Genomic DNA, 23103 nt, shown 5'->3' with positions numbered 1-23103 from the left:
TGGCGCGGTGACCGGATCAGACCACGCAGAGGCCGACCAGCGCGATCACCGCGGCGATCTCGATGCCGAAGCCGAGGACATCGCCGCTGACGCCGTCGAAACGACGCACGCAGTGCCGCATCGCGAGGAACGCCAGTGCCAGCCCGCCCGCGGCGGCGAGCGGGCCCTGCCAGGGGAGGCCCGGCACCGCCGGGACCGCCACGGCCAGCGCGACCAGGACCCAGAACCCTTGCGCCGCAAGGCCCTGGGTGCCGGCCGTCAGCGCGCCGAAACCGTCGGGGTTCGACGGTGCCCAGTCCGTCCGGCAGCCGAGGACCGCGGCGACGCGGGCGGTACCCACGGCGACGCCGATCGCGAGCCACAGGCCGCGCTCCGCGAGGGCCCCGATGGCCGAGCTTTCGGCGACGAGGAGCAGTACGAGGGCGGCGGCGCCGAACGGCCCGACGGTGCCCTGGCGCATGATCTCCCGCGCGCGTTCGGGCGGGCCGTAGCTGCCGAGGCCGTCGACGCAGTCCGCGAATCCGTCGAGGTGCATGCCCCGCGTGACGAGCGCCGCGGCGCCGACCGCGAGCGCGCCGACGAGCACCGGCGGCAGGCCCGCGAACTGCGCCACCCAGGCGACTGCCACCGTCGCACTCGCGACGACCGCGCCGGTGATGGGCACGCGGGCGATGATGCGGGCACCGTCGGCCCTCGCGACCGGGCTCGGCTGCAGCGAGCCGGGCACGGGCAGCACCGTCATCCAGGCGACGGCGGCGGACAGGTGCCGCACGTCAGTCCGAGGACTTCCCCGACACCCCGGCGGAGTCGAAGGTCGCCATCTCGCCGAGGACCGCGACGGCCGACCGGACGAGCGGCAGCGCGAGGGCTGCGCCGCTGCCCTCGCCGAGTCGCAGGCCCAGGTCGAGGAGCGGCTCGAGGTCGAGGCGGCGCAGCGCCAGCGCATGCGCGGGCTCGGGGCTGAGGTGGCCCGCGGTCCACCAGCTCGCCGCGCCGGGCGCGAGGTCGTTCGCGACCAGTGCGGCGGCCGTGACCACGACACCGTCGAGGATCACCGGCGTGCGGCGGACCGCCGCCTGCGCGAGGAATCCGGCCATCGCCGCCAGGTCGGCCCCGGCGACGGTGCGCAGCAACGCCTTCGGATCACCGGTGTGCGGGCGCGCGCGGTACATGCCGTCGCGGATCGCGGCGGCCTTGCGCATCCACGCGTTGTCGTCGATGCCGGTGCCGCGGCCGACCACCAGGACCGGCTCGGTGTCGGTGAGCGCGCCCACGAGGACAGCGGCGGGCGTGGTGTTGCCGATGCCCATGTCGCCGAGGACGAGCAGATCCGCCCCCGAGTCGATCTCCTCGTCGGCGATCCGCCGGCCGGCGGCGATCGCGGCGATCGTCTCCTCGTCGGACATCGCATCGGTCGTCGCGATGTCGCCCGACGAGCGACGGATCTTGTTGCGGCTCAGGTCCTCACGCGTGTCGCCCGCGACGGCGATGTCCTCGACCCGGACCGTGGCGCCGGCCTGCGCCGCCAGCACGTTGATCGCCGCGCCCCCGGCGGCGATGTTCGCCACCATCTGCGCCGTGACCTCCGGCGGGTACGCCGAGACGCCGCCGGCTGCGACGCCGTGATCGCCGGCGAAGACCACGATCCGCGCGCGCTCGAACTGCTTCGGCGGGCACACGCCCTGGCAGGCCGTGATCCACTCGCCGAGCTGCTCGACCCGGCCCAGCGACCCCGCGGGCTTGGTCAGCTCCAGCTGGCGGTCGCGGGCCTCCCGGCCGACGAACGGGTCCGGCGGGGACAGCTGGGGGAAGGCGAGCGGATCGGTACCGGGGTCGAAGGGCGGCAGCTCGACCGGGGGGAGGGCGGGCGCCGCGGGCCCCGACGGTGCCGGGGCGGCGACCGGCGCGGCGGCGGGGAGCGGCGCACCGTCGGGCACGGCGCCGGGGAGTGCGGCACCCGTCAGCAGGACCGGGATGCCGGCCACGACGAGCTCGGCCCGGTCCGCGATCGCCGCGAGGCGTGCGTTGACCGTGCCGAGGAGGTCCTGGAAGACGCGGCCTGCGTGCGTGGCCGGGACGACGGACAGGCCCACCTCGGGGCTGACCAGGACCAGGTCGCCCGGGTAGGCGGCGGCAGCGGCGACGAGGCCGTCGAGTTCCGTCGTCATCTTCTCGGGTGTGTCCCAGCCGACGGCGTCGAGGCGCGCGGCGAGCCAGCCGCCGAGGTCGTCGACGAGCGTGGGTGCCGAGCCCTCGGACAGCACCGACCGCAGGTCCTGGGTCTCGACGGTGGCCCACGAGTCCGGGCGGCGCTCGCGGTGCGCGGCGACGCGCGCGACGAGGTCCGGGTCACCGTCGGGCCGCGGGGCGGTAGCGACGTAGCGGACCGGACCGGTGCCGATCAGCTGCTCGGCGCGCGCGGACTTACCCGACCGGACCCCGCCGAGAACGAGGGTGAGCGCCACGGGTTAGACCGCGTCGCCGGGCTTGACCCGCGGGCGCGGGATGCGCATGCGGCGCAGCTGCGTGGTGCGCATGAACGCGTACCAGCCGAGGCGGAAACCGGTCTCGGTGGTGTCGGGCCAGCGCTCGCGGACCCGGTTGTTGATCCGGCGGCCGGTGAGGAAGCCCTCGACGCCCATGATGATGACCATGGCCAGGAGGAGCAGCATCGGGATGCCGGCCAGTGCGGGCATGTTGACGGTGACGAGCATGAAGACCATGACCGCGACCGCCACCGGGATGAACATGGTGGAGACGTGGCGCTTCGCGTCGATCAGATCGCGCACGTAGGCCTTGACGGGGCCCTTGTCGCGGATCGGAAGATACCGATCGTCGCCCTGCATCATGAGCTCGCGGCGCTCGTTCGCCAGCGTGCGGCGCTCGGCCGAGGCGGCCTTGCGCTCCTCCTTGCTCATGGAGTTCTTGAGCTCCTTGCGCCGGGCCCGGGCCTCCGCCCGGGTCATCGGCGCGGGTGCGACGGGGCCGCGCTTGCGGCCCTGCGCCTCGCGACGGCTGGGCGTCGGGCGGCCCTTGCCGGGCGTCTGTACGGGCTTGGCGAGGTTCTCGGCCGCGGTCTCGTCGACGGACGCGGAGCCGTCGGCGTCCGCGGCCTCGGAGGTCGTATCGTCGGCCTTCTGCCAGGGAAGTTTCACGTCGTCCAGCCTATTCGATCGGGGCGGGCGGGCGGTGATGCGGGGGAGGGACGCGGGCGGTGGGGACTACGGGGAATGTCGGCCGGGGGAGTACCGTTGAACCAGACACCGACGTGCGTCTGTGAGGAGAACCTATGACTACTGCTGAGAGCGAAACCACCGGTGTGGTGCTGACCGAGGCCGCTGCCTCGAAGGCGAAGGCACTGCTGGACCAGGAGGGTCGTGACGACCTGTCGCTGCGCATCGAGGTGCAGCCGGGCGGCTGTGCCGGCCTGCGCTACCAGCTGTACTTCGACGACCGATCGCTCGACGGTGACGTGCTGTCCGAGTTCGGCGGCGTGAAGCTGTCCGTGGATCGGATGAGCGTTCCGTTCCTGATCGGCGCGAAGATCGACTTCGTCGACTCGATCGAGAAGCAGGGTTTCACCATCGATAACCCGAACGCCACCGGCTCCTGCGCCTGCGGCGACTCGTTCAACTGACGCAGCACTGACGCCCCTCGGGGCGTGCGAAACCCTCTCGCGGTTAGGCTCACGGAATACATCCGTCGCCAACCACGGGAGGGTTTCGCCGTGTCGATCGCCGTGTCCGGCTCCATCGCCACCGATCATCTGATGCGCTTCGAGGGGAAGTTCTCCGAGCAGCTGCTCGCCGAGCACCTCGCGCACGTGTCGCTGAGCTTCCTGGTGGAGGAGCTGGTTCTGCAGCGCGGCGGTGTCGGCGCGAACATCAGCTTCGGCATGGCGCGGCTCGGCCGCCGGCCGGTGCTGATCGGCGCCGTCGGCAAGGACTTCGACGAGGGCTACCGGGCCTGGCTCGAGGACTCGGGCGTCGATACCCGCGCCGTCCGGGTCTCGGACACCGCCCACACCGCCCGCTTCCAGTGCACGACGGACGCCGAGATGGCGCAGATCGCCTCGTTCTACTCGGGCGCGATGGCCGAGTCGCGGGAGATCGCGATCGCGGACGTGGTCGGCACCGTCGGAGCCCTGGACCTCGTGGTGATCGGCGCGAACGATCCCGCGGCGATGGCGCTGCACAGTGCGCAGTGCCGCGAGGCGGGGATCCCGTTCGCGGCGGACCCGTCGCAGCAGCTCGCGCGGCTGAACGGTGAGGAGGCGCGAGCGCTCGTCGAAGGTGCGAAGTTCCTCTTCACCAACGAGTACGAGTGGGGGCTGCTGCAGCAGAAGACCGGCGTCAGCGCCGAGCGGCTCACCGAGATGGTCGAGGTCCGGGTGACGACGCTCGCCGAGAAGGGGGCCGAGATCGTGGTGAACGGTGCCGACGGCGCCGTCGCGCAGCGGATCCATGTCGACGTGGTGCCGGACCGCGGCCGGGTCGACCCCACGGGTGTCGGCGACGCCTTCCGTGCCGGCTTCCTCGTGGGCCTGGACGCGGGCCTGTCGTACGAGCGCGCGGGCCAGCTCGGCTCGTACGTCGCGGTGAAGGTGCTCGAGACCGTGGGGCCGCAGGCCTGGGACTACGACGCCGACGATGCCCGCGAGCGACTGGCCGAGGCCTACGGCGCCGAGGTGGCCGCGGAGATCCTCGGAGCGCTGTAGCTCACAATCCCTGTTACCGATGAGTAACCTACGGTATCGTAGGTTGCATGACGATCGCCGGAGTCCCTGAGGTCAAGCCACGGCTGCGTGGGGTGATCCACCAGTTCGGGGCGTTCGGCGCCGTGCTGTTCGGTGTCCCGCTCGTGGTGGCGGGGTTCCTCCAGTCGGCGGCCGCCGGGTTCGCCCTGCTGGTGTACGCCGTCACCGTGTTCGGGGTGTTCGGGGTCAGCGCCGCGTACCACCGCGGCAAGTGGACCGAGGCGCAGCGGATCTGGATGAAGCGCGCCGATCACTGCATGATCTTCGTGTTCATCGCCGGCAGTTACACGCCGATCGCCGTGCTGGCGCTGCCGTCGTCCGTGGCCAGGTGGGTGCTGGCGGTGGTGTGGGGCGGGGCCGCGGCCGGTGTCGCGCTGAAGCTGCTGTGGCCGCACGCGCCGCGCTGGGTCGGCGTGCCGCTCTACATCGCTCTCGGCTGGGTGGTGATCGCGGTCGCGGGCGATCTCGTGCGCGGCGCCGGATGGACCGCCGCGATCCTGCTTGTGATCGGCGGCGTTCTGTACAGCGGGGGAGCGGTGCTCTACGCGACCCGCTGGCCGAATCCGTGGCCGGGCGTCTTCGGGCACCACGAGTTCTTCCACGCCGCCACCGTGATCGCCGCGGCCTGCCATTACGCCGCAATGTGGATCACGCTGCTGCGCTGAGCCGAGGCGGCGGGACGCCGCGGGGCGGTGGGTGCGTTCGCGCGAGCCATGCGTGCCGCGCATGGTTCTGATAGGTGCTGGTCAAAGGCTATTTTCGAGTCGATGATCATGCGCCGCGTGCATACCAGCCTGGATCCGCGGCGCGGCCCGTGGGGATCCGTGGATCGCGGGCGCGTTGTCGTCCCGCGTCCGCGCGAGTGCGGGAATGCGGCCTGCGCGGCGGCCGCAAGAGCTTGACCTTGTCGCAGCGTCAAGGTGTGTACTGCTTCCATCACCCCAGATGGAGGTCCCATGAGAATCGGCGACGTCGCCCGCATCGCGGGCGTATCGACCCGCGCGATCCGGCACTACCACCGGATCGGGATCGTCGCGGAGCCCGCGCGAGAGTCCAACGGCTACCGCTCGTACACCCTCGATGACGTGGTCCTCGTGCTGCGTATCCGGCGTCTGGCCGAGACCGGCATGTCGCTCGACGAGATCGCGGACGTGCTGGACGACGACGGGCACCACCGCGAGCTCGACGAGGTGCTCGCCGAGCTCGACGCGGACCTCGCGCGACAGGAGGACGCGATCCGGGATCGCCGGCGTCGCCTGGCGGACCTGAGGGTGACCGCGGCCGGGTCGCCGGTATCCGAACGGGTCGGCGCGATCGCCGGGCGGATCGTTGAGGTGTACGGGCCCGACGGTGCCGCGGGCCGGATGGAGTTGGCGGTGATGGAGGTGCTCACCAGCGTGGTGCCCGGCGCCGTCGAGCTGTACGAGGCGGCCCTCAGCGATCCAGCGATGGTGTCGGCGTCCGGGGACATCGCGACCGCCTTCGACGCACTGCAGTCGGCCGACCCGGAGGCACCCGAGGTGCGTGCCCTCGCCGACGGCCTCGTCGCAGTGGCGGGCATGCTGACCCCGCCTCCTGGGGCGGCTCCGGGCGCTCTGCGCATCGCACCTGACGACGTGACCGCGTGGTTCGACTCCGCGGACTGGATGTCCGCGGCGCAGCGGCGCTGCATCGAGCTCATGATGCAGGGGATGAGGGCGGGGTCATGAGCCTCCGGCGCACCGAGGCCGCGCTCGGCAGGATGCTGCCCGCGAAGGTCGTGACCCTCTTGCTCGCCGAACCTCGTGGCGCGGCAGCGGTGTTGACCTTGATCCGCCGACGGCGACCGGCCGGACAGTCGTTTTCCCACCACCGCGACGTCGTGATCATCCTGTGGGTCGTCGTCGCCATGACGGTGCTCGAGGGCGCCGTGGTCGACGTGCTGTTGCGCGTGATCCTCGGACCCTCGCCGTGGGTGTGGATCGCGCTGGGGCTGCACGTGTACGCCGTCTACATGATCGTTGCGGTGTACGCAGGCATGGTCACCCGCCCGCACTCGCTCGACGGTGCCGTGCTCCGCCTGCGATCGGGGCTCGGGGCGGAGGTGGTCGTCCCGGTCGCCGCGATCGAGGAGGCGAGTCCGGGGCGGTTCAGGGACTTCGACAACTCGGGCTGGAAGGTCGACGGGGACGGGAACGCCACGATGGCCTCTCGCGAGGCGAACTTCCGGCTCGCGCTGACCCCGGACGCTGAGGTCGTGGTGAACGGGCGAGTTCGCCCGGCGCCGCAGACGATTCACCTCACCGTCGACGAACCGCGCCGCCTCTCCGACGCGCTCGCCGGGTCACGCAGGCTCCCCGGACTCTGGGAGTCCGACGGTGTGCCGCTCACCGTCGGGCATGAATAACGCAACGGGAGCGCCGGAAGAGGCCACCCGGCCCTACAGGCGCACCGGGTAGACCGGCTCCTCGATGACGGGATGGATACGGTCCTCGACGAAGATGCCGTGCCAGACCATGAACACCAGGACGGTCCAGATCCGTCGGGAATGGTCGGTGCCACCCGGCCAGCCCTCGGGCGCCTTGGCCTTGTGCTCGTCGAGCATGGCGAGCACCGCGCGGCGATCGACCCACTCGTCGGTCTGGGACTGCTCGATCGTCTCGCGGGCCCAGTCGTAGAGTTCCGGGCCGGCGAGCCAGTGCCGCAGCGGCACGGGGAAGCCCAGCTTCTTCCGATGCAGTACGTGCGGCGGGATGATCTCCTCCAGTGCGCGGCGCAGCGCGTACTTGGAGGTGCCGCCGGCCAGCTTGAGGTCGGCGGGCAGCGTCTCCGCGACGCGGAAGACCTCCTTGTCGAGGAAGGGCACGCGCAGCTCGAGCGAGTTGGCCATCGTCATCTTGTCGGCCTTGACCAGGATGTCGCCGCGGAGCCAGGTGAACTGGTCCAGGTGCTGCATCCGCTCGACGGGGCCCCAGCCCTGCGTCGTGGCGTAGATCGGCGCCGTGACATCGGTGTGCGTCCAGTCCTCGCGGAAGCCGGGCAGTACCGCCCGCAACTGCGCGTCGTTGAACGAGCGGGCGTTGCCGTAGTAGCGCTCCTCCAGCGGCAGCGAGCCGCGCTGCAGGAGGGACTTGCCGCGCCTGCCCTCGGGCATGCGGTCGCCGATCCGCCCCGCGGTCCGTCGCGCCCAGGCGGGCAGCCGGTCGAAGGGCGCGAGCGAGAGCGGCTCCTTGTAGATGGTGTAGCCGCCGAACAGCTCGTCGGCGCCCTCGCCCGACAGCACGACCTTGACGTGCTTGCGGGCCTCCTTCGCCAGGTAGTAGAGGGGCACGAGCGACGGGTCGGCCACCGGATCGTCGAGGTACCAGACGATGGCCGGGATCGCGTCGCGGAACTCCTCGGGCGACACGGTCTTGATGACGTGCCGCGCGCCGATCGCCTCGGCGGACTCGGCCGCGACGTCGACCTCGCTGTAACCCTCGCGCTGGAAGCCGGTGGTGATGGTGATCAGGTCGGGGTTGTGCTGGATCGCGAGTGCGGCGACCGCGGTCGAGTCGATGCCGCCGGACAGGAACGAGCCGACGGTCACGTCCGCTCGCATGTGCATCTTCACCGAGTCCCGCAGGGCGTCCGCGATGTCGCGGTAGATCGCCTTCGCCTCGGCCGACTCCAGCCCACCCGTCACGGGCTTGACGGGGAAGCGCGGCTCGAAGTAGCGCTTGCCGGTCACCTCGCCGCCGGGGGAGACGGTGGCGTAGCACCCAGACTCGAGTCGCCGGATCCCCAGGTGCAGCGACTCGGGTTCGGGGACGTACTGCAGGACGGTGTAGTGCTGCACCGCGCGTGGATCCAGGCCGGGCCGCAGTCCGGCCTCGTCGGCGAGGGCCAGGACGGACTTCTTCTCCGAGGAGAAGACGGTGCCCTTGCTTCCGGTCCCGACGTACAGGGGCTTGATGCCGAACGGGTCGCGCGCCAGGGTCAGCTCGCGGCGCTCCGTGTCCCACAGCGCGAAGGCGAACATGCCGCGCAGCTGCGCGAGCACGCCCTCGATGCCCCAGTGATGGAATCCCGCGACGATCGGCTCACCGTCGCCCTCGGTCCGGAACGCGACGCCGAACTCCTCGGCGAGGCGCGTGCGCAGCTCGAGGTAGTTGTAGATCTCGCCGTTGAAGGTGAGCGCGTACCGCTCCGGGTTCTCCGGCGGGCCCCAGCGCAGCGGCTGGTGCGCATGGTCGATGTCGATGAAGGACAGGCGGTTGAAGGTGAGCGCGAGGTCGTCGTCGTGCCAGGACCGGCCCGACTCGTCCGGACCGCGGTGCCGCATGCACCGGCCGGCCGCGGTCACCGCGTCGACGACATCGCCCGCGCTCTGATCGGCGGACAGGAATCCCAGGAGGCCACACACGGTCAACCAGTATGCCGGAACGGCCTCGGGTACCGGAACGGCGCAGGCCAACGCAGGAGACGGCGGAAACGACGCGCCATTTGCCGACCCCGCAACGTGGACCGGCCCCTGTTGGTCTACGCTGCGTAGTACAAGGGGAACGTGCAGCCCCGGCGCTGAGTTCCCGAGGGAGTCTCGACCGTCGGAACGGGCCCCGCAGCACTGACCGTGTTTCAGCAGGAAGGCGCGACATTGGCACCCGGAAGTAACGCCCACGGTGGGGCCGCGTCCTGGCGTAAGCGCCTGGTTCTGGCCGCCGGGCTCGTGGTCGGCATGTTCGCTCTGGCGGGCTGCTCGGCCGACGAGGTGATGCGTTTCGGTTGGCCCGAGGGTGTGACCCCCGAGGCCCGCGACATGACAGAGCTCTGGAGCTGGTCCGTGGTGGCCGCGCTCATCCTCGGCGTCCTGGTGTGGGCTGCCACCTTCTGGACCATCACCTTCCATCGCAAGAAGGCCGGTTCGGAGGACTTCCCTCGGCAGACGGCGTACAACGTGCCGCTGGAGCTCACGCTCACCGCGATCCCGTTCCTCATCATCGCCGTCCTCTTCTACTTCACCGTGGTCGTGCAGACCAAGGTCGAGAAGCTCGAGGACAACCCGGGCGTCACCGTGGACGTGACCGCGTTCCAGTGGAACTGGCGGTTCGCGTACCGCGAGGTCACGCTCGACGGCAACACCGTCAAGCTCGAGCGGCCGAACCCGTACGGCCAGCAGCCCGACATCGCGAAGCTCAACGAAGAGGCCGCGAAGATGAAGGAGCACGGGCACGTCGAGAAGCAGGACGAGCGCGGCCCGAACCACGGCCGGTTCCAGGACATCCGCGACTACCTGAAGTTCAGCAGCGTCGAGGTGCAGGGCTCCACCGCCGAGATCCCCGTGCTGGTCCTCCCGATCAACACGCGCATCCAGTTCGATCTGGCCTCGGCAGACGTGGTCCACTCGTTCTACGTGCCGCAGTTCGCCTTCAAGCGCGACGTGATGCCGAACCCCGTGCAGAACCACACGCAGAACAAGTTCCAGATCTCGAGCATCGACCGCGAGGGCTCCTTCGTCGGCCGCTGCGCCGAGATGTGCGGTGACTACCACTCGATGATGAACTTCGAGATCCGCGCCGTCACGCCCGAGAACTTCAAGAAGTACATCCAGGCGCGCCAGGCGGGCCAGGACAACGCCGCCGCGCTCGGATCGTTGACCACTTCGGCCGGCGTTCGTGAGTCGGGTACGTCGACCAGCACCTTCCCGTTCGACACCCGCCGCACCGGCCGCACCGCGTCGGGCGAGAGCACCAAGCCCGTCACCGAAGGGGTGAAGTAACCCAATGAAGGTCGAAGCGAAGCTCTTCGAGTTCCTGACCGCATTCTTCTTCCTCGCGGGCATCCTGTACACCGTCGTCACCGCGCTGTGGGGTCCCGGCTACGGCTACGGCGCCGTGGAGTGGGTCGGTGTGGTCGGAATGTTCCTCACCGGCGGCCTGACGCTGATCATCGGTACCTACTTCCGGTTCGTGTCCAACCGCGTCGACACCCGCCCGGAGGACTACGAGGACGCCGAGGTGTCCGACGGTGCCGGCGAGCTCGGCTTCTTCAGCCCCCACTCCTGGTGGCCGATCCTGCTGTCGGCCTCGGTCGCCGTCGTCGGCATCTCCGTCGCGCTGCAGCTGTACTGGCTGTGGATCTTCGGTGGCGCGCTCGTCATCGCCGCGGCCTGGGGCCTCGTCTTCGAGTACCACAAGGGTCCCGAGAAGCACTAGATCCACGGATCGTCGAACGGCGCCCGTCCCGGAATTCACCGGGGCGGGCGCCGTTCTTCTGTTCGCGTTCACCGGGCGGCCGCCCGCGGGTGATTGCATGCAAGCCATGACGCAGGTCGAATCCGGGCTGTCCGTACGCAAGCTCACCGCCGATGAGATGCGGGGGCGGGGCGGGTCGAGTGCCGCGCCGACCGCGAAACTCGATTTCTCCGTCACCGAGCCGGAGGCGCACGGCGGTGGCGAGTACGGCGTCGTCGGGCACATCGGCGTCGTGCACGCGCCGGAACGCGCCTACCTCGCCGTCGGCACCGTCGGCAGCCCCCGGACCTCGGACGACTTCCGGACCGCGGCCGAGGCCCTTTACGCGGCCGCGTACGGCGTCAAGGTGCGCAACAAGGCGCTGGCCCGCCGCGGTACCCCCGGAGCCGACGACGAGGTGCGCAGCGATTTCACCATCCCGCCCCTGGAGCGGCTGCGCGGAGACCTCACCGCGCACACGACCGCGGAGGCCCGGTGGACCCTGCTACTGCGCCGGCCCGCGTGGATCGACGACGCCGAGGTGGGGGACGTCCTCGAGCAGCTCGAGGTGTCCAAAGGGGTCAAGAACCTCACCCGCGTGCGCTGTCTGGACCTGCCGGCATCGTCGTACCTGCAGACCCGCGTCGACGGACGGTGGTCCGCCGCGGTCACGCCCACCGCGAAGGCCTTCGCGGTCCAGCTGCGGGAGCGGGGCCTGACGGCCGTCGACGGTGCCTGGCACGAGGTCTGCCTCGGGGAGCCCGGCGCGCCCGTGGGGCAGAGCAGCTACCTGCTGCGCCTCCGACTGGCCTGAACTCAGCCGCGCTCGTCGCGGACACGCGCCTTGTCACCGCGGCCACCGTCGCTGTTGGGCATGTGGCTGTGGGGGCGCGCTGGGGCACCGAGGGCAAATCGGGTGCGGGAAGGCATCCGCACCCTCTACGCGCGACCGCACCCGGCATGCCGGGTGCGGTGAGGTGAATCAGGTGCGAGAGGCCATCCGCACCCGAAACGCCCGGCGACGAGCTCTGCACACGAAACCCCCTGCGCCGAGCTCCGCACCGGAACGCCACGGCTGGCAGTGTCCGCCGAGGGGAGCGGGCCCGGTCGTTCGCGGCCCGGTCGTCCTTCCCGGCCCGGAGTAGCGTGCCGGGCGTGCCGGGCGTGCCGGCGGCGGACCGTCGGACCCCGGGCGGACAGACGACTGCGGCCCCTCCCCGGAGTAGTGGGGGAGGGGCCGCAGTGGCTGATGCGAGGACCTACTCGACGTCGATCTTGCCGCCGTTGTCCTGGACCTTCTTGATGGCCTCGAGCGCCTTGAGCTCGTTCGCGTGATCGCGCTCGGCGTTCTCGCGCTGCTCGTCGGCGGGATCGGCCCGGAGGAACGAGCCCGTGCCCGGCTTGCCGGCTGCGCCCAGCTGGTTCGCCTTCGTCGGGACGACCGCGCCCTCGTAGGGGAGCGGGACGGCGTGACCGTGGTCGTCGACCGGTCCGAGCGGCTGGTGGAGCTCGATGAACTCACCGTTCGGGCGGCGGACGATGACGCCGGTCTCGATGCCGTGCTCGAGCACCGCGCGGTCGGCGCGCTGCAGGCCGATGCAGAAGCGGTAGGTCACCCAGTAGGCGACCGGCGGCAGGATCACCAGGCCGATACGGCCGATCCACGTCATCGCGTTGAGCGACAGGTGGAACTTCAGCGCGATGATGTCGTTGATGCACGACAGGGTCAGCACGATGTAGAAGGCGATCGCCATCGCGCCGATCGCGGTGCGGACCGGAACGTCGCGCGGACGCTGCAGGATGTTGTGGTGCGCGTCGTCGCCCGTGAGCTTCTTCTCGATCCACGGGTAGCTGAACATCAGGCCGATGATCACGCCGATGATGATCGCGACGAAGGCCGCGCCCGGGACGGTGTGGCCCCAGAAGTACAGCTCCCACGCGGGCCACAGACGGGCCAGGCCGTCGGTCCACATCATGTAGATGTCGGGCTGGACGCCCGCGGACACCTTCGCCGGGTCGTACGGGCCGATGTTCCAGACCGGGTTGACCGTGAAGATGCCGGCCATCAGCGTGATGATGCCGAAGGTGGCGGCGAAGTACGCGCCGGTCTTGACCGCGAAGACGGGGAGGATGCGCACACCCACCACGTTCTCCTCGGTGCGGCCGGGGCCCGCGAACTGCGTGTGCTTCTGGTACCAGACGAGAGCCAGGTGGCCCGCGATCAGCGCCAGGATGATGCCCGGGAACAGCAGGATGTGCAGTACGTAGAGGCGCGGGATCAGCAGCTCGCCGGGGAAATCCCCGCCGAACAGGGCCCAGTGGACCCACGTGCCGACGACCGGGAGGCCCACGACGATGCCCGACATCGCGGCGCGGACGCCGGTGCCCGACAGCAGGTCGTCCGGGATCGAGTAGCCGAAGAATCCCTCGAACATCGCAAGCAGCAGCAGCGCGCAGCCGATGACCCAGTTGGCCTCGCGCGGACGGCGGAACGCACCGGTGAAGAAGATGCGGACCATGTGGATGATGATCGACGCCGCGAACATCAGGGCCGCCCAGTGGTGGATCTGGCGGACGAACAGACCGCCGCGCACCTCGAACGAGATGTCCAGGGTGGTGGCGTAGGCGCGCGACATCGCGACGCCGTGCAGCGGGTCGTACGCGCCCTCGTAGTGGACCTCGGCCATCGACGGGTCGAAGAACAGCGTGAGGTAGACGCCCGACAGCAGCAGGATCACGAAGCTGTACAGCGCGATCTCACCCAGCATGAAGGACCAGTGCGTGGGGAAGACCTTGTTGATCTGGCGGCGGATACCGGGAGCGAGATGGTAACGCTGGTCCATCTCGTTCGCCTGGTGCCCGACGCGCTCGCCGAGTGTGGTCATCAGTGCGTCGCCTCCCAGAAGGCCGGTCCGACCTGTTCGATGAAGTCGCCGTTGGCGACCATGTAGCCCTGCTCGTTCACCGAGATCGGCAGCTGCGCCAGCGCGCGGGCGGCCGGGCCGAAGACCGGCTTGCCGTACTCGAGCGCGTTGAACTGCGACTGGTGGCAGGGGCAGAGGATGCGGTTGGTCTGCTGCTCGTACAGCGACGTGGGGCAGCCGAAGTGGCTGCAGACCTTGGTGTAGGCCCAGTAGTCGCCGTAGTTGAAGTCCTCCTGGCCCTGCCGCTTGACGGCGCGGACGCCGTCCTCGGGGCGCAGGCGGATCAGCATGACCGGGTTACGGATGCCCTTGAGGCCGTGCAGCAGCTTGGTGCGCGACTCCTCGGTCTCGCCGAAGCCGTCCGACGCGCGCCACGGGAACACCGTCATCATGCCGCCGGCGTCGAGATCCTCCGCCTTGACGAGCTTGACCTTGTACGGGTCGCCCACGTCGTTGCGCAGGTACACGGGCTCGTGGTTCTGCTCGCTCGAGAAGTCGTTCTCCAGCGAGTTCCAGTACGGGGACCAGCCGGTGTGCCAGAGCGCCGAGGCCTCGCGCTTGGCCCAGGGGTTCTTGACCAGGCCGCCGATGAAACCGGCGGCGGCACCGAGACCGAGCACACCCACGCCGAACCCGGCCGAGGCCAGGATCATCTTGCGGCGGGGGAGGGTCGAGGTCTCCAGCGCGTCCTTGAACAGGGCGGCGGTGGTGGCGCGGTCGACCTTGGACGAGCCGCCCGCGTCGTGCCGCTGCTGGACCGCGATCTCCTCGGGGATGAACTTCTTGGTGAACTGCACCGTGCCCGCGAAGACGCACAGCAGCGACAGCCCGAAGGTGATGCCGAGCATCGGCGTGTACAGCGTGTACCACCAGTAGTGCGCGTCGTCGATGCCCTGGTACTTCCACGGCCAGAACAGGAAGACACCGAGCAGTGCCGCGGCGAACAGGCCCGCGAGCACGAACCAGAGTGCGACGGTCCGCTCAGCACGCTTCTCAGCGCGGGTGCCCGGGACCGGCCAGCGGGGCTCGCGGTAGACCAGCTCGACACCGTCGAGGTTGGTACCGAGCTTGATCAGCTCGTCGTGGGACAGGTTGTCCAGTTCGTCGTCCGACGGGACGTTGTTCAACGGCTTGGCGGTCAATTCCTGCTCCCAACCCACATCGCGGCGCCGACGACGGCGATCATCCCGGTGAACCACATCACCATGCCCTCGGCCGCGGGGCCGAAGCCGCCGATGGCCGAGCCGGCGGGGGACTGCGTCTCGCCCGCGTTCTTGATGAAGCCGATGATGTTCTTCTTCTCTTCAGGCGACAGCGCACGGTCCGAGAACTTGGGCATGTTCTGCGGGCCGGTGAGCATCGCGGTGTAGATCTCCTGCTCGTTCGCGGGATCCAGCGGGGGCGCGAACTTACCACCGGACAGGGCGCCGCCCCGGCCGGTGAAGTTGTGGCACGAGGCGCAGTTCAGACGGAACAGCTCGGCGCCGGCGCCGAGGTTCTTGCCGCGCAGCGACTCCTGGGCGACGACGCGGTCGCCGTTCTCGTTGCGCTTGATCGAGCCGTCCGCGTTGTACTCCCACACGATCGACGGTCCGCCGCCGATCGACTGGATGTAGGCGCCCAGGGCGTCGATCCCCTTGGCGTCGAACTTCGCGGGCTTGCGCACGATCTGCGACGAGTTGATCGTCGCGGGCATGCGACCCGAGTGCACCTGGAAGTAGACCGCCGCGTCACCCACACCGACCAGGCTGGGACCGCGGTCCTTGACGCCCTCGAGGCTCGCGCCGTGGCAGCTGATGCACGAGGTCTCGTACAGGCGCTTCCCGTTCTCGATCTGCGCGGCGTCGAAGTCGTCCGCGAGGGCGACCTGCGGGGTGGGGCTGGCGATCGTGGCGACACCGCCGGCCGCGAGCAGGCCGCCGACCAGCAGGGCCGCGCTCGTCACCTTGCGGCGGAGCTTGCGCTGCTTGCGCACCTTCTGGGCCGCGAGGCGGTCGGGCGCGGCGCTCGAAGCGCCGCCCGGCTCGCCTCCCTCGCCGGCGGGCTCAAAGTTGGCTGAACTCATCTGCTATCCCTCTGTGATGGCGACTGAGAAATACGTCTTTAGCGAATGATGTAAATGACGGCGAAGAGGCCGATCCACACCACGTCGACGAAGTGCCAGTAGTAACTGACGACGATCGCCGAGGTCGCCTGGGCGGGCGTGAACTTCGAGGCGCGGCTGCGCGCCAGGATGAAGATGAAGGCGACGAGGCCGCCCATGACGTGCAGGCCGTGGAAGCCGGTGGCCATGTAGAACACCGAGCCGTACACCGACGAGCTGAGCGTGAGGCCTTCGCCGATCAACGTGTAGTACTCGTGCAGCTGCCCCGCGACGAAGGCGGCACCCATGATCAGCGAGATCAGGTACCAGATGCGGAACTTGAAGACGTCGCCCCGTTCAGCGGCGAAGACGCCGAGCTGGCAGGTGACCGACGACGCGATCAGCACGATGGTCGGCGGCAGGGCCGCGGCCAGGCTGATGTTCACGTCGTGCGGGGGCCATCCGTTCTCCCCAGCACCGGCCCGCGCCACGAAGTACATGGCGAAGAGCCCGGCGAAGAACATGAGCTCGCTCGACAGCCAGACGATGGTCCCGACGCTGACCATGTTGGGCCGGTTGAGTGAGTGCACGCGCTGGGTGATGGCTGTAGCTGAGGTCGGTGCGGCGCTAGTCACCTCGCAAGTATGACCGGTCGTAGTATCGAATGCCTACCCGGGTCGCAGATTGGGCGCGTCGAATATCGCGAGCAGGCCGCCGGCCTCCCGCACCCACCCTCGAAACGCCATGTCAGCGACCGTTTCGTCACCGGAAGATAAGGCATCCCTTGCCCTACGACCTCAACGGCAGGCCCGAGCAGGGCACCCGTCTGGGCCGCCTGCTGGGCCGCCTCTCGGCGCGCACCGTCGAAGAGTTAACGCCCGGGCACCCCGATCTGGTTCCCGTGGCGCGGTCCGGAGACGACACGGCCGCCTCGTCGGCCGTCCTCGACGCCGCGCCCGGATTCGATCCCGAGGCGCAGAGCGTGCTCCAGCACGTCCTCGAACTGCCGCCCGGATCGGTCGAGGAGGTGCTGCGGCTCGTCGGGCAGGACCGGTACGAGCGGATGCCCGACGGTGCGCCGGCCGCGGTCCGCACCGACGGGCTCGAGACCGTCGTCGTGGCCCGGGTGCAGAAGGTCGACGCGCTGCACGTCTCGCAGGAGCGCTCCCGGATGGCCGGAGTGACGGCCCGGCACGGCGGGCGGGCCGTGCTGTGGCAGGTGCTCCAGATACCCGCTTGATCGACCCCACTACGCTGTGGCCATGGATTGGCCCACAGTTCTCACCGAGCTCACCTCCCAGCGCGATCTGAGCGCGGAGCAGGCCCGGTGGGCGATGTCCGAGATCATGAGCGACGGGGCCACCCCGTCGCAGATCTCGGCGTTCGGCGTGGCCATGAAGATGAAGGGCCCGTCGCCGGTCGAGGTGCGGGCGCTGGCCGATGTGATGCTGTCGCTGACCACCCCGGTCCCGTTCGACGCGCGTGCCGTCGACATCGTCGGCACGGGCGGCGACCGATCGCACTCCGTCAACATCTCGACGATGAGCTCGATCGTCGTGGCCGCCGCCGGCGTCCCCGTGCTCAAGCACGGCAACCGCGCGGCGTCGTCGAAGTCGGGTGGCGCGGACTGCCTCGAGGCTCTGGGCGTGGCGATCGGGTTGAACGCCGACGGTGTCGCGCGCACCACCAGCGAACTGGGCATCGGTTTCTGCCTCGCCTCGGTCTTCCACTCGGGGCTGCGCTTCGCCGGTGCCACCCGCAAGGAGATCGGGATCCCGACCGTCTTCAACGTGCTCGGGCCGCTGACCAACCCGGGTCGGCCCTCGGCGGGATTGATCGGCTGCGCGTTCGCCGACCTCGCGCCGGTCGTGGCGCAGGCCTTCGCCGACCGCGGCGGCCAGGACCACGTGATCGTCGTCCGCGGTGACGACGGGCTCGACGAGTTGACCACCACGTCGACCTCCACGGTCTGGCGGGTGCAGGAGGAGGGTGTGGGCGTCGAGTCCGTGGACCCGCGCGAGCTCGGGCTGGCGCGGGTGTCGATGGCGGACCTGCGCGGCGGCGATGCGACCGTCAACGCCGCGATCGCTCGGGCCTTCCTCGCCGGTGAGACGGGCCCCGTCCGGGACGCCGTGCTGCTCAATTCCGCCGGGGCCGTGGCCGCCTACGAGGGGCTGACCGCGGGTGAGCCGGTGCAGGACGCGCTCGCCGCGCACCTGCCGCGGGTCGCCGCGGCCGTGGACTCGGGCGCCGCGGCCGCGTTGCTCGACCGCTGGGTCGCGCTGTCGCAGGAGATCGCGGGCGCGTGAGCGCATCCGGGCTGGACCGCATGCGTGCCGACGCCGCGTCCCGCGGCCTGACGGTGACCGTCCGCGAGCGCCCGGCGGCGCGCAGTCTCGAGGAGGCCGCCGCGCTGATGGACCTGCCGCCGTCGCGGTTGGTGAAGTCCCTCGTCGTGCGCCGGGGCGAGGGCGACTACCTGTTCGCGCTCGTGCCGGGGGACCGGTCGATCGCCTGGCCCAAGCTGCGCGCCGTCGTCGGGGTGAACCGGCTGGCGATGCCGCCCGCCGACGAGGCGCTGCAGGCGACGGGATACGAGCGCGGAACCATCACTCCGATCGGGGCGCTCGGGGGCTGGCCCGTGTACGTCGACGATCGGATCGTCGGGGCGACGGTGGCCCTCGGCGCCGGCGCGCACGGCCATAGCGCGATCGTGGACGCGGACGCGCTGATCGTGGCGTACGACGCGACCGTCGCGGACATCTCCGACTGAGAGCGCGTGAACAGAACGCACAAAATTCCATTCCGCGGAATTCAGCGTTCCACGCGCCTAGTCTTGAGGGCGTGAGTAAGCGCACCGTCTCCCCGCAGATCGCCCGTTCCTGGCTGCTCGTCCCGGCCTCTCATCCCGAGTCGTTCGCCATCGCCCAGGCCAGCGAGGCCGACGCCGTCATCATCGACCTCGAGGACGCCGTCGCCGCGAAGGACAAGGACCAGGCCAGACGGGACACCGTCGACTGGCTGACCACCGGGCACCGCGCCTGGGTGCGGATCAACGACGCGGCGAGCGAGTACTGGAGCGAGGACTGCGCCGCGCTCAAGCAGTGCGAGGGGCTCGAGGGCGTGATGCTCGCGAAGTCCGAGGGGTCGAGCCACCTCGACGACACCGCGGATCGCCTGCCCGACGGTACGCGGATCCTCGCTCTCGTCGAGACCGCCCGCGGCATGCAGAACGTCGAGCGGATCGCAGCCGCGCCGTCGACTTTCCGGATCGCGTTCGGCACCGGCGATTTCAAGCGCGACACCGCCGTGGGCGAGGACCCGATCGCGCTGGCCTACGCGCGCTCGCAGCTGGTGATCGCCTCGCGGGCCGCCCGCCTGCCCGCACCGATCGACGGCCCGACGCTGAACATCGCGCACCTACCGACCGGGACCGCGTTGGCGAAGGAGATGGGCATGTCGGGCAAGCTCTGCCTGACCCACGAGCACGCGGGCATCATCAACGCGGGGCTCAGCCCGAGCGACGCGGATGTCTCCTGGGCGCACGGGTTCATCGACGCCTTCGAGAAGTCGGGCGGCAAGATCACCGACGGCTCCGACCTTCCCCGCCTGGCGCGTGCGCAGAAGATCGTGCAGCAGGCCGCCGACTTCGGCATCGAGGCCGAGGCCGCCGAGGTCAGCCATAGCGGCTACTGAGGGCGGTCAGTTCCCGATGTCGAAACCGGCGTCGACGTCCGCGGAGGCGTACTCGCGGAAGGCGATGTGGGTGGACGTGCTCGCGACGCCGTCGATGCGGTTGATCTTCTCGGTGACGACCTCGGCGATCTCGTCGTGCTGCCGCACGCGCACCTTCGCGATGAGATCGATGTCGCCCGCGCAGGAGTAGACCTCGGTCACGCCCTCGACGTTCGCCACGGCCTGCGCGGTCTCGGGGATGCGGTGCACGTCGGCGTTGATGAGGACGATCGCGGTGATCACGTACGCGGCCTTTCGGTTGCTCTACTCACGCGGCATGCGTGGCCTCCTCACTGTATTGCCTGGCGGGCCCGCGCGGATGCGCCGCGGCCGAGCGGGCGTCGCGCCCCGCTTCGCCCGCCCGTTCCGCCCAGTCGAGCCAGCGGCCGGCGCCGTTGATCGGCTCGCCCCACGTTCCCTGCACGTCGACGATGCGGGTACCCGGCCGCAGTGCCCATCGCCGCAGCAGCGACGCCTCCTCGGGGCTGGCACCGTGCAGCGTGTCCGCCGGGAACAGCGTGTCGGGCACGTCCGGCGCGGCGACGGTGTCCCCGCTCGCCTCGTAGACCGATTCCGCGCCCGCCCGCAGCTGCTCGAAGACCGGCATCGGCGGCACGCCGCGCGGTGCCGTCCCGGCCGCGGCGAGGCGGCCGTGCCGGACGATGGACAGCTCCCAGCCGCCGGCCCCGTCGGGATGTGCGATCGACAGCTCGGGCACGTCCGCGAAGGCCACCAGCGCGTGTGAACGGAGCACCAGGTCGATCAGGTGCGCGGTGCGATCGCGCAGCCGCGCCGCGGATTCGAAGAACTCCCGCTCCGCGAGCACGGCGAGCCGTGCCTGGAGCGCGTCGAAGACCTCCGACGACCGGCCCGAGAGCGCCGACGCGGCCCGGTCGGCGCGGGGGCGGTACAGCGCGGCCGGCTCCGGCGTCGCGACTGAGGCCCGGCACCCGCCGAGGGGAGGCGCACCGTCGGGCCCCAGGGCGCACGTGTGGGCCGCGCCGGCCCGGAGTCGGGTCGTGCACGTGCGGAGGCCGCACGTGTCGGCGAGGAGGTCCGCGAGATCCGCCGCGTCGGCTCGCGAGCGGACCGGCCCGAGGCTCGGCGCGCCCGCCGGGGCGGACCGTTTGACCGCGAGCCTCGGAAAGGGTTCGACGGTCAGGCAGATCCACCAGCCGCGCTTCGGATACTTCGAGCGGCGGTTGTACGGGGGAGTGTGCGCCGCGATGAGGCGCAGCTCGCGGGCCGCGGCCTCGAGCGCGTGCGCGCACTCGACATGGTCCACCCGCTCAGCGAGTGCCACCATCTCCTTGATGCGCCCGCGCGTCTCGCCCGCGGTGAAGTAGCTGCGCACGCGACGGCGCAGGTCGCCCGACGTACCGACGTACAACACCTCGTTCCCCGGCCCGCGGAAGAGGTAGACGCCCGGTCGTTCGGGCAGCGGGTCCGCGAGGTGCCGCTTCGCGCGCTGCTGCGGCGTGACCGAGGGCAGGTGCCCGCGCAGTTCCCCGAGCGTGTGGATGCCCTGGTTGCCGACGCGCCCGATGAGCCCGTGCAACACCTCGACCGTGGCCCGCGCATCGTCGAGCGCGCGGTGGTTGGGGGTGGTCTCGGTGCGGAACAGGCGCGCCAGCTCGCTCAGTTTGACCGACGGTGCCTCGTCCCGCGTGAGCACCCGGCGCGCCAGCTGGACGGTGCACAGCGTCTGCGCCTTCGGCCAGGGCGTGCCGGTGGCGGCGGCCGCGGCTTTGAGGAAGCCCATGTCGAACCGGGCGTTGTGCGCGACCAGGACCGCGCCGTGCGCGAACTCGAGGAACGCAGGGAGCACGGACTCGATCCGCGGGGCGCCGGTGACCATCGCGGTGGTGATGCCCGTGAGGTGGGTGATGTGCGGCGAGATCCCGCGCCCCGGATCGACCAGCGTGCCGAACTCGCCCAGCACCTCGCCGCCGCGCACCTTGACCGCACCGATCTCGGTGATCGCATCGCCCCCTTTCGGCGAGCCGCCCGTGGTCTCCAAGTCGACCACGACGAAGGTCACGTCCCGGAGCGCCGGGTCCGTGGCGCCCGTCTCGAGGTCGTCCAGGCTGAGCTGCATGCCGAGACCGTAGAACACCCCACCGACAAGTCCTCCCGTCCCGAACGGGCGCGCGAAACTTGTCGGCCGTCCGGCATACCGTCGCCGCATCGAGACGATCGAACGAAGGGAACCACCGTCATGGCTCTGCATGTCGACTGCGCCACTTGCCCCGCCGAGCCCCGCGCCTGCGGCGATTGCTCCGTGGGCTTCCTCCTGGGGCCGGTGGTCGTGGCGGCGCCGGCCGCAGCATCGCCCCCGGCGCCGGCGATCACGGCCGAACCGGGCCTGAACGACGCGATCGCGGCGTTCGCGAGCGAAGGAATGTTGCCGCTGCTCCGCGCGGTGCCTGACCAGTACGAACAGGCCGGATAGGCGGCCCCTGGGGCCGATCGGACGGCGCTTCTCGGCGCGTCCGGCTAGACAGCGGCGTTTCCGTTTCGTAATCTTTCTGAGACCTTGCGGAGGAGCCCGGGGCGAAAACCGCTCCGTCTCCCGAGGTCACCGCCTAAGAGGCCGCGAGGCCTCGCCGGGGACCCACACGTGTTATCCGGGGTGAATCGCCGGAGGTCTTTCGAGCCTCCGGGGTAGGGCATCTTCCTCGCCCGAACCCGTCAGCTAACTCGGTCGGCGGTCGGGAAGAAACTTAGGAGAAACCCTTCGTGGCGAAACACCGGCTTCAGCCGCAGCCCAGCAAGGGCGCCACCGTCGCGCGCGGCGCCCTCGCCGCCGGCGCTGTCACCATCGGTACGCTCGCCGCTCCCGCGGTCGCCTTCGCAGCGCCCGCCCCTGCGGCTCCCGCGCCGCAGGCCCCGGAGGTCAAGCCCGCCCCCGTCGGGAAGCCCGTGGCGAAGCCCGCGGCCAAGGTCGCGCCTGCAGCGGCTCAGGTGGCCGCCACGCGGAACACCACGGCCCGCCCGAACATCGTCACCGGCATCGCGATCGCCCCGAAGCCGGGCGAGACCACCGTCGCCGGCGTGCAGCCCGGTGGCGCGAAGGCCAAGGTCGTGCAGGCCGCGCTGTCGCGCCAAGGCCTGCCCTACTCGTACGGATCCGCCGGCCCGACCTCGTTCGACTGCTCGGGACTCGTCTACTGGTCCATGAAGCAGGCCGGAATCACCGTGCCGCGCGACAGCTACGGCCAGCTCGGCGGCGGTCGCGCAGTGGCCATCGCGGACCTCCAGCCCGGCGACATCGTGATCTACAACGGCGGCAGCCACGCCGCCCTCTACATCGGCAACGGCAAGGTCGTCCACTCGGTGAACTACGGCATCCCCGTGAAGGTGAGCCCGCTCAACGAGATGTCCGTGTACTCCGCTCGACGTTACTGACGTAAC

24 protein-coding genes and 1 riboswitch are annotated in these 23103 nt (G+C 70.5%); of the genes, 14 read left to right on the top strand and 10 right to left on the bottom strand.

Annotated features, from left to right (window positions below; all coding sequences use genetic code 11):
• Positions 1-16: 16 nt before the first annotated feature.
• From ABZX10_RS09895 to ABZX10_RS09885, 3 genes are read right to left on the bottom strand one after another with little or no spacing between them, the layout of a single operon-like run.
• On the bottom strand, positions 17-772 hold the full coding sequence (locus tag ABZX10_RS09895; RefSeq protein WP_355538033.1) for an adenosylcobinamide-GDP ribazoletransferase: 756 nt from the start codon (positions 770-772) through the stop codon (positions 17-19).
• Between the two features lies 1 nt (position 773).
• Entirely contained in the window at positions 774-2465 is a 1692-nt protein-coding gene (gene cobT / locus ABZX10_RS09890) for a nicotinate-nucleotide--dimethylbenzimidazole phosphoribosyltransferase (protein WP_355538030.1), read from the bottom strand.
• A 3-nt stretch (positions 2466-2468) separates the two neighbouring features.
• The gene (locus tag ABZX10_RS09885; RefSeq protein WP_355538027.1) at positions 2469-3155 is read right to left on the bottom strand and encodes a DUF3043 domain-containing protein; all 687 of its coding nucleotides are present in this window, start codon (positions 3153-3155) and stop codon (positions 2469-2471) included.
• A gap of 134 nt (positions 3156-3289) precedes the next feature.
• On the opposite strand from ABZX10_RS09885, the gene ABZX10_RS09880 reads away from it, so the two are divergent.
• From ABZX10_RS09880 to ABZX10_RS09860, 5 genes are all read left to right on the top strand, one after another.
• A complete protein-coding gene (locus ABZX10_RS09880; protein WP_355538024.1) occupies positions 3290-3637 on the top strand; it encodes an iron-sulfur cluster assembly accessory protein in 348 nt (115 codons plus the stop codon).
• Between the two features lie 90 nt (positions 3638-3727).
• On the top strand, positions 3728-4717 hold the full coding sequence (locus tag ABZX10_RS09875) for a carbohydrate kinase family protein (RefSeq protein ID WP_355538021.1): 990 nt from the start codon (positions 3728-3730) through the stop codon (positions 4715-4717).
• A gap of 47 nt (positions 4718-4764) precedes the next feature.
• A complete protein-coding gene (locus ABZX10_RS09870; RefSeq protein WP_355538018.1) occupies positions 4765-5421 on the top strand; it encodes a hemolysin III family protein in 657 nt (218 codons plus the stop codon).
• 291 nt (positions 5422-5712) lie between these two features.
• Entirely contained in the window at positions 5713-6465 is a 753-nt protein-coding gene (locus tag ABZX10_RS09865; RefSeq protein ID WP_355538015.1) for a MerR family transcriptional regulator, read from the top strand.
• Positions 6462-7142, top strand: coding sequence for a hypothetical protein (locus ABZX10_RS09860; protein ID WP_355538012.1), 681 nt, complete (start codon positions 6462-6464; stop codon positions 7140-7142). Before ABZX10_RS09865 ends, ABZX10_RS09860 begins: the two co-directional genes overlap by 4 nt.
• A 33-nt stretch (positions 7143-7175) precedes the next feature.
• Here the strand turns inward: ABZX10_RS09860 and asnB are convergent, their stop codons facing one another.
• Positions 7176-9140 (bottom strand): asparagine synthase (glutamine-hydrolyzing), encoded by a 1965-nt coding sequence (asnB, locus tag ABZX10_RS09855; RefSeq protein ID WP_355538009.1) that lies wholly within the window; start codon positions 9138-9140, stop codon positions 7176-7178.
• A 231-nt stretch (positions 9141-9371) separates the two neighbouring features.
• Between asnB and ABZX10_RS09850 the strand changes: the two genes are divergently transcribed.
• From ABZX10_RS09850 to ABZX10_RS09840, 3 genes are all read left to right on the top strand, one after another.
• Positions 9372-10493, top strand: a complete 1122-nt coding sequence (locus ABZX10_RS09850) for a cytochrome c oxidase subunit II (RefSeq protein WP_355538006.1) — start codon at positions 9372-9374, stop codon at positions 10491-10493.
• A gap of 4 nt (positions 10494-10497) precedes the next feature.
• A complete protein-coding gene (locus tag ABZX10_RS09845) occupies positions 10498-10929 on the top strand; it encodes a cytochrome c oxidase subunit 4 (RefSeq protein WP_355538003.1) in 432 nt (143 codons plus the stop codon).
• A gap of 106 nt (positions 10930-11035) precedes the next feature.
• The gene (locus ABZX10_RS09840) at positions 11036-11761 is read left to right on the top strand and encodes a hypothetical protein (protein ID WP_355538000.1); all 726 of its coding nucleotides are present in this window, start codon (positions 11036-11038) and stop codon (positions 11759-11761) included.
• A gap of 445 nt (positions 11762-12206) precedes the next feature.
• On the opposite strand, the gene ABZX10_RS09835 is transcribed toward ABZX10_RS09840, so the two are convergent.
• The 4 genes from ABZX10_RS09835 to ABZX10_RS09820 are packed head-to-tail and all read right to left on the bottom strand — an operon-like array spanning position 12207 to position 16589.
• Positions 12207-13832, bottom strand: coding sequence for a cytochrome bc complex cytochrome b subunit (locus tag ABZX10_RS09835; protein WP_355537997.1), 1626 nt, complete (start codon positions 13830-13832; stop codon positions 12207-12209).
• On the bottom strand, positions 13832-15013 hold the full coding sequence (locus tag ABZX10_RS09830) for a ubiquinol-cytochrome c reductase iron-sulfur subunit (protein ID WP_355537994.1): 1182 nt from the start codon (positions 15011-15013) through the stop codon (positions 13832-13834). The genes ABZX10_RS09835 and ABZX10_RS09830 overlap by 1 nt, the downstream gene beginning before the upstream one ends.
• Complete coding sequence (locus ABZX10_RS09825) at positions 15010-15936, bottom strand: cytochrome c (protein WP_355537991.1); 927 nt, start codon at positions 15934-15936, stop codon at positions 15010-15012. The genes ABZX10_RS09830 and ABZX10_RS09825 overlap by 4 nt, the downstream gene beginning before the upstream one ends.
• Positions 15937-15974: 38 nt before the next feature.
• Entirely contained in the window at positions 15975-16589 is a 615-nt protein-coding gene (locus ABZX10_RS09820) for a heme-copper oxidase subunit III (protein ID WP_355537988.1), read from the bottom strand.
• A 149-nt stretch (positions 16590-16738) separates the two neighbouring features.
• Between ABZX10_RS09820 and ABZX10_RS09815 the strand changes: the two genes are divergently transcribed.
• From ABZX10_RS09815 to ABZX10_RS09800, 4 genes are all read left to right on the top strand, one after another.
• The gene (locus ABZX10_RS09815) at positions 16739-17194 is read left to right on the top strand and encodes a hypothetical protein (RefSeq protein ID WP_355537985.1); all 456 of its coding nucleotides are present in this window, start codon (positions 16739-16741) and stop codon (positions 17192-17194) included.
• A 22-nt stretch (positions 17195-17216) separates the two neighbouring features.
• Entirely contained in the window at positions 17217-18263 is a 1047-nt protein-coding gene (gene trpD / locus ABZX10_RS09810; protein ID WP_355537982.1) for an anthranilate phosphoribosyltransferase, read from the top strand.
• Positions 18260-18727: a YbaK/EbsC family protein gene (locus ABZX10_RS09805; protein WP_355537979.1), complete on the top strand. Its 468-nt coding sequence runs from the start codon at positions 18260-18262 to the stop codon at positions 18725-18727. Before trpD ends, ABZX10_RS09805 begins: the two co-directional genes overlap by 4 nt.
• 71 nt (positions 18728-18798) lie before the next feature.
• On the top strand, positions 18799-19650 hold the full coding sequence (locus ABZX10_RS09800) for a CoA ester lyase (protein ID WP_355537976.1): 852 nt from the start codon (positions 18799-18801) through the stop codon (positions 19648-19650).
• 6 nt (positions 19651-19656) lie between these two features.
• On the opposite strand, the gene ABZX10_RS09795 is transcribed toward ABZX10_RS09800, so the two are convergent.
• Positions 19657-19932, bottom strand: coding sequence for an Lrp/AsnC ligand binding domain-containing protein (locus ABZX10_RS09795; protein WP_355537973.1), 276 nt, complete (start codon positions 19930-19932; stop codon positions 19657-19659).
• Between the two features lie 25 nt (positions 19933-19957).
• Positions 19958-21787: a DEDD exonuclease domain-containing protein gene (locus ABZX10_RS09790; protein WP_355537970.1), complete on the bottom strand. Its 1830-nt coding sequence runs from the start codon at positions 21785-21787 to the stop codon at positions 19958-19960.
• A 183-nt stretch (positions 21788-21970) separates the two neighbouring features.
• On the opposite strand from ABZX10_RS09790, the gene ABZX10_RS09785 reads away from it, so the two are divergent.
• Complete coding sequence (locus ABZX10_RS09785; RefSeq protein WP_355537967.1) at positions 21971-22141, top strand: hypothetical protein; 171 nt, start codon at positions 21971-21973, stop codon at positions 22139-22141.
• Between the two features lie 120 nt (positions 22142-22261).
• Positions 22262-22414, top strand: a riboswitch (cyclic di-AMP (ydaO/yuaA leader).
• 14 nt (positions 22415-22428) lie between these two features.
• A complete protein-coding gene (locus tag ABZX10_RS09780; RefSeq protein WP_355537964.1) occupies positions 22429-23097 on the top strand; it encodes a C40 family peptidase in 669 nt (222 codons plus the stop codon).
• The last annotated feature ends 6 nt before the right edge of the window (positions 23098-23103 follow it).

The sequence above is a fragment of the Tsukamurella sp. NPDC003166 genome (assembly GCF_040611135.1).
Taxonomy (GTDB): domain Bacteria; phylum Actinomycetota; class Actinomycetes; order Mycobacteriales; family Mycobacteriaceae; genus Tsukamurella.
The sequence above is the reverse complement of the archived record's forward strand: the minus strand, read 5'-3'. Positions and strand labels throughout refer to the sequence as shown.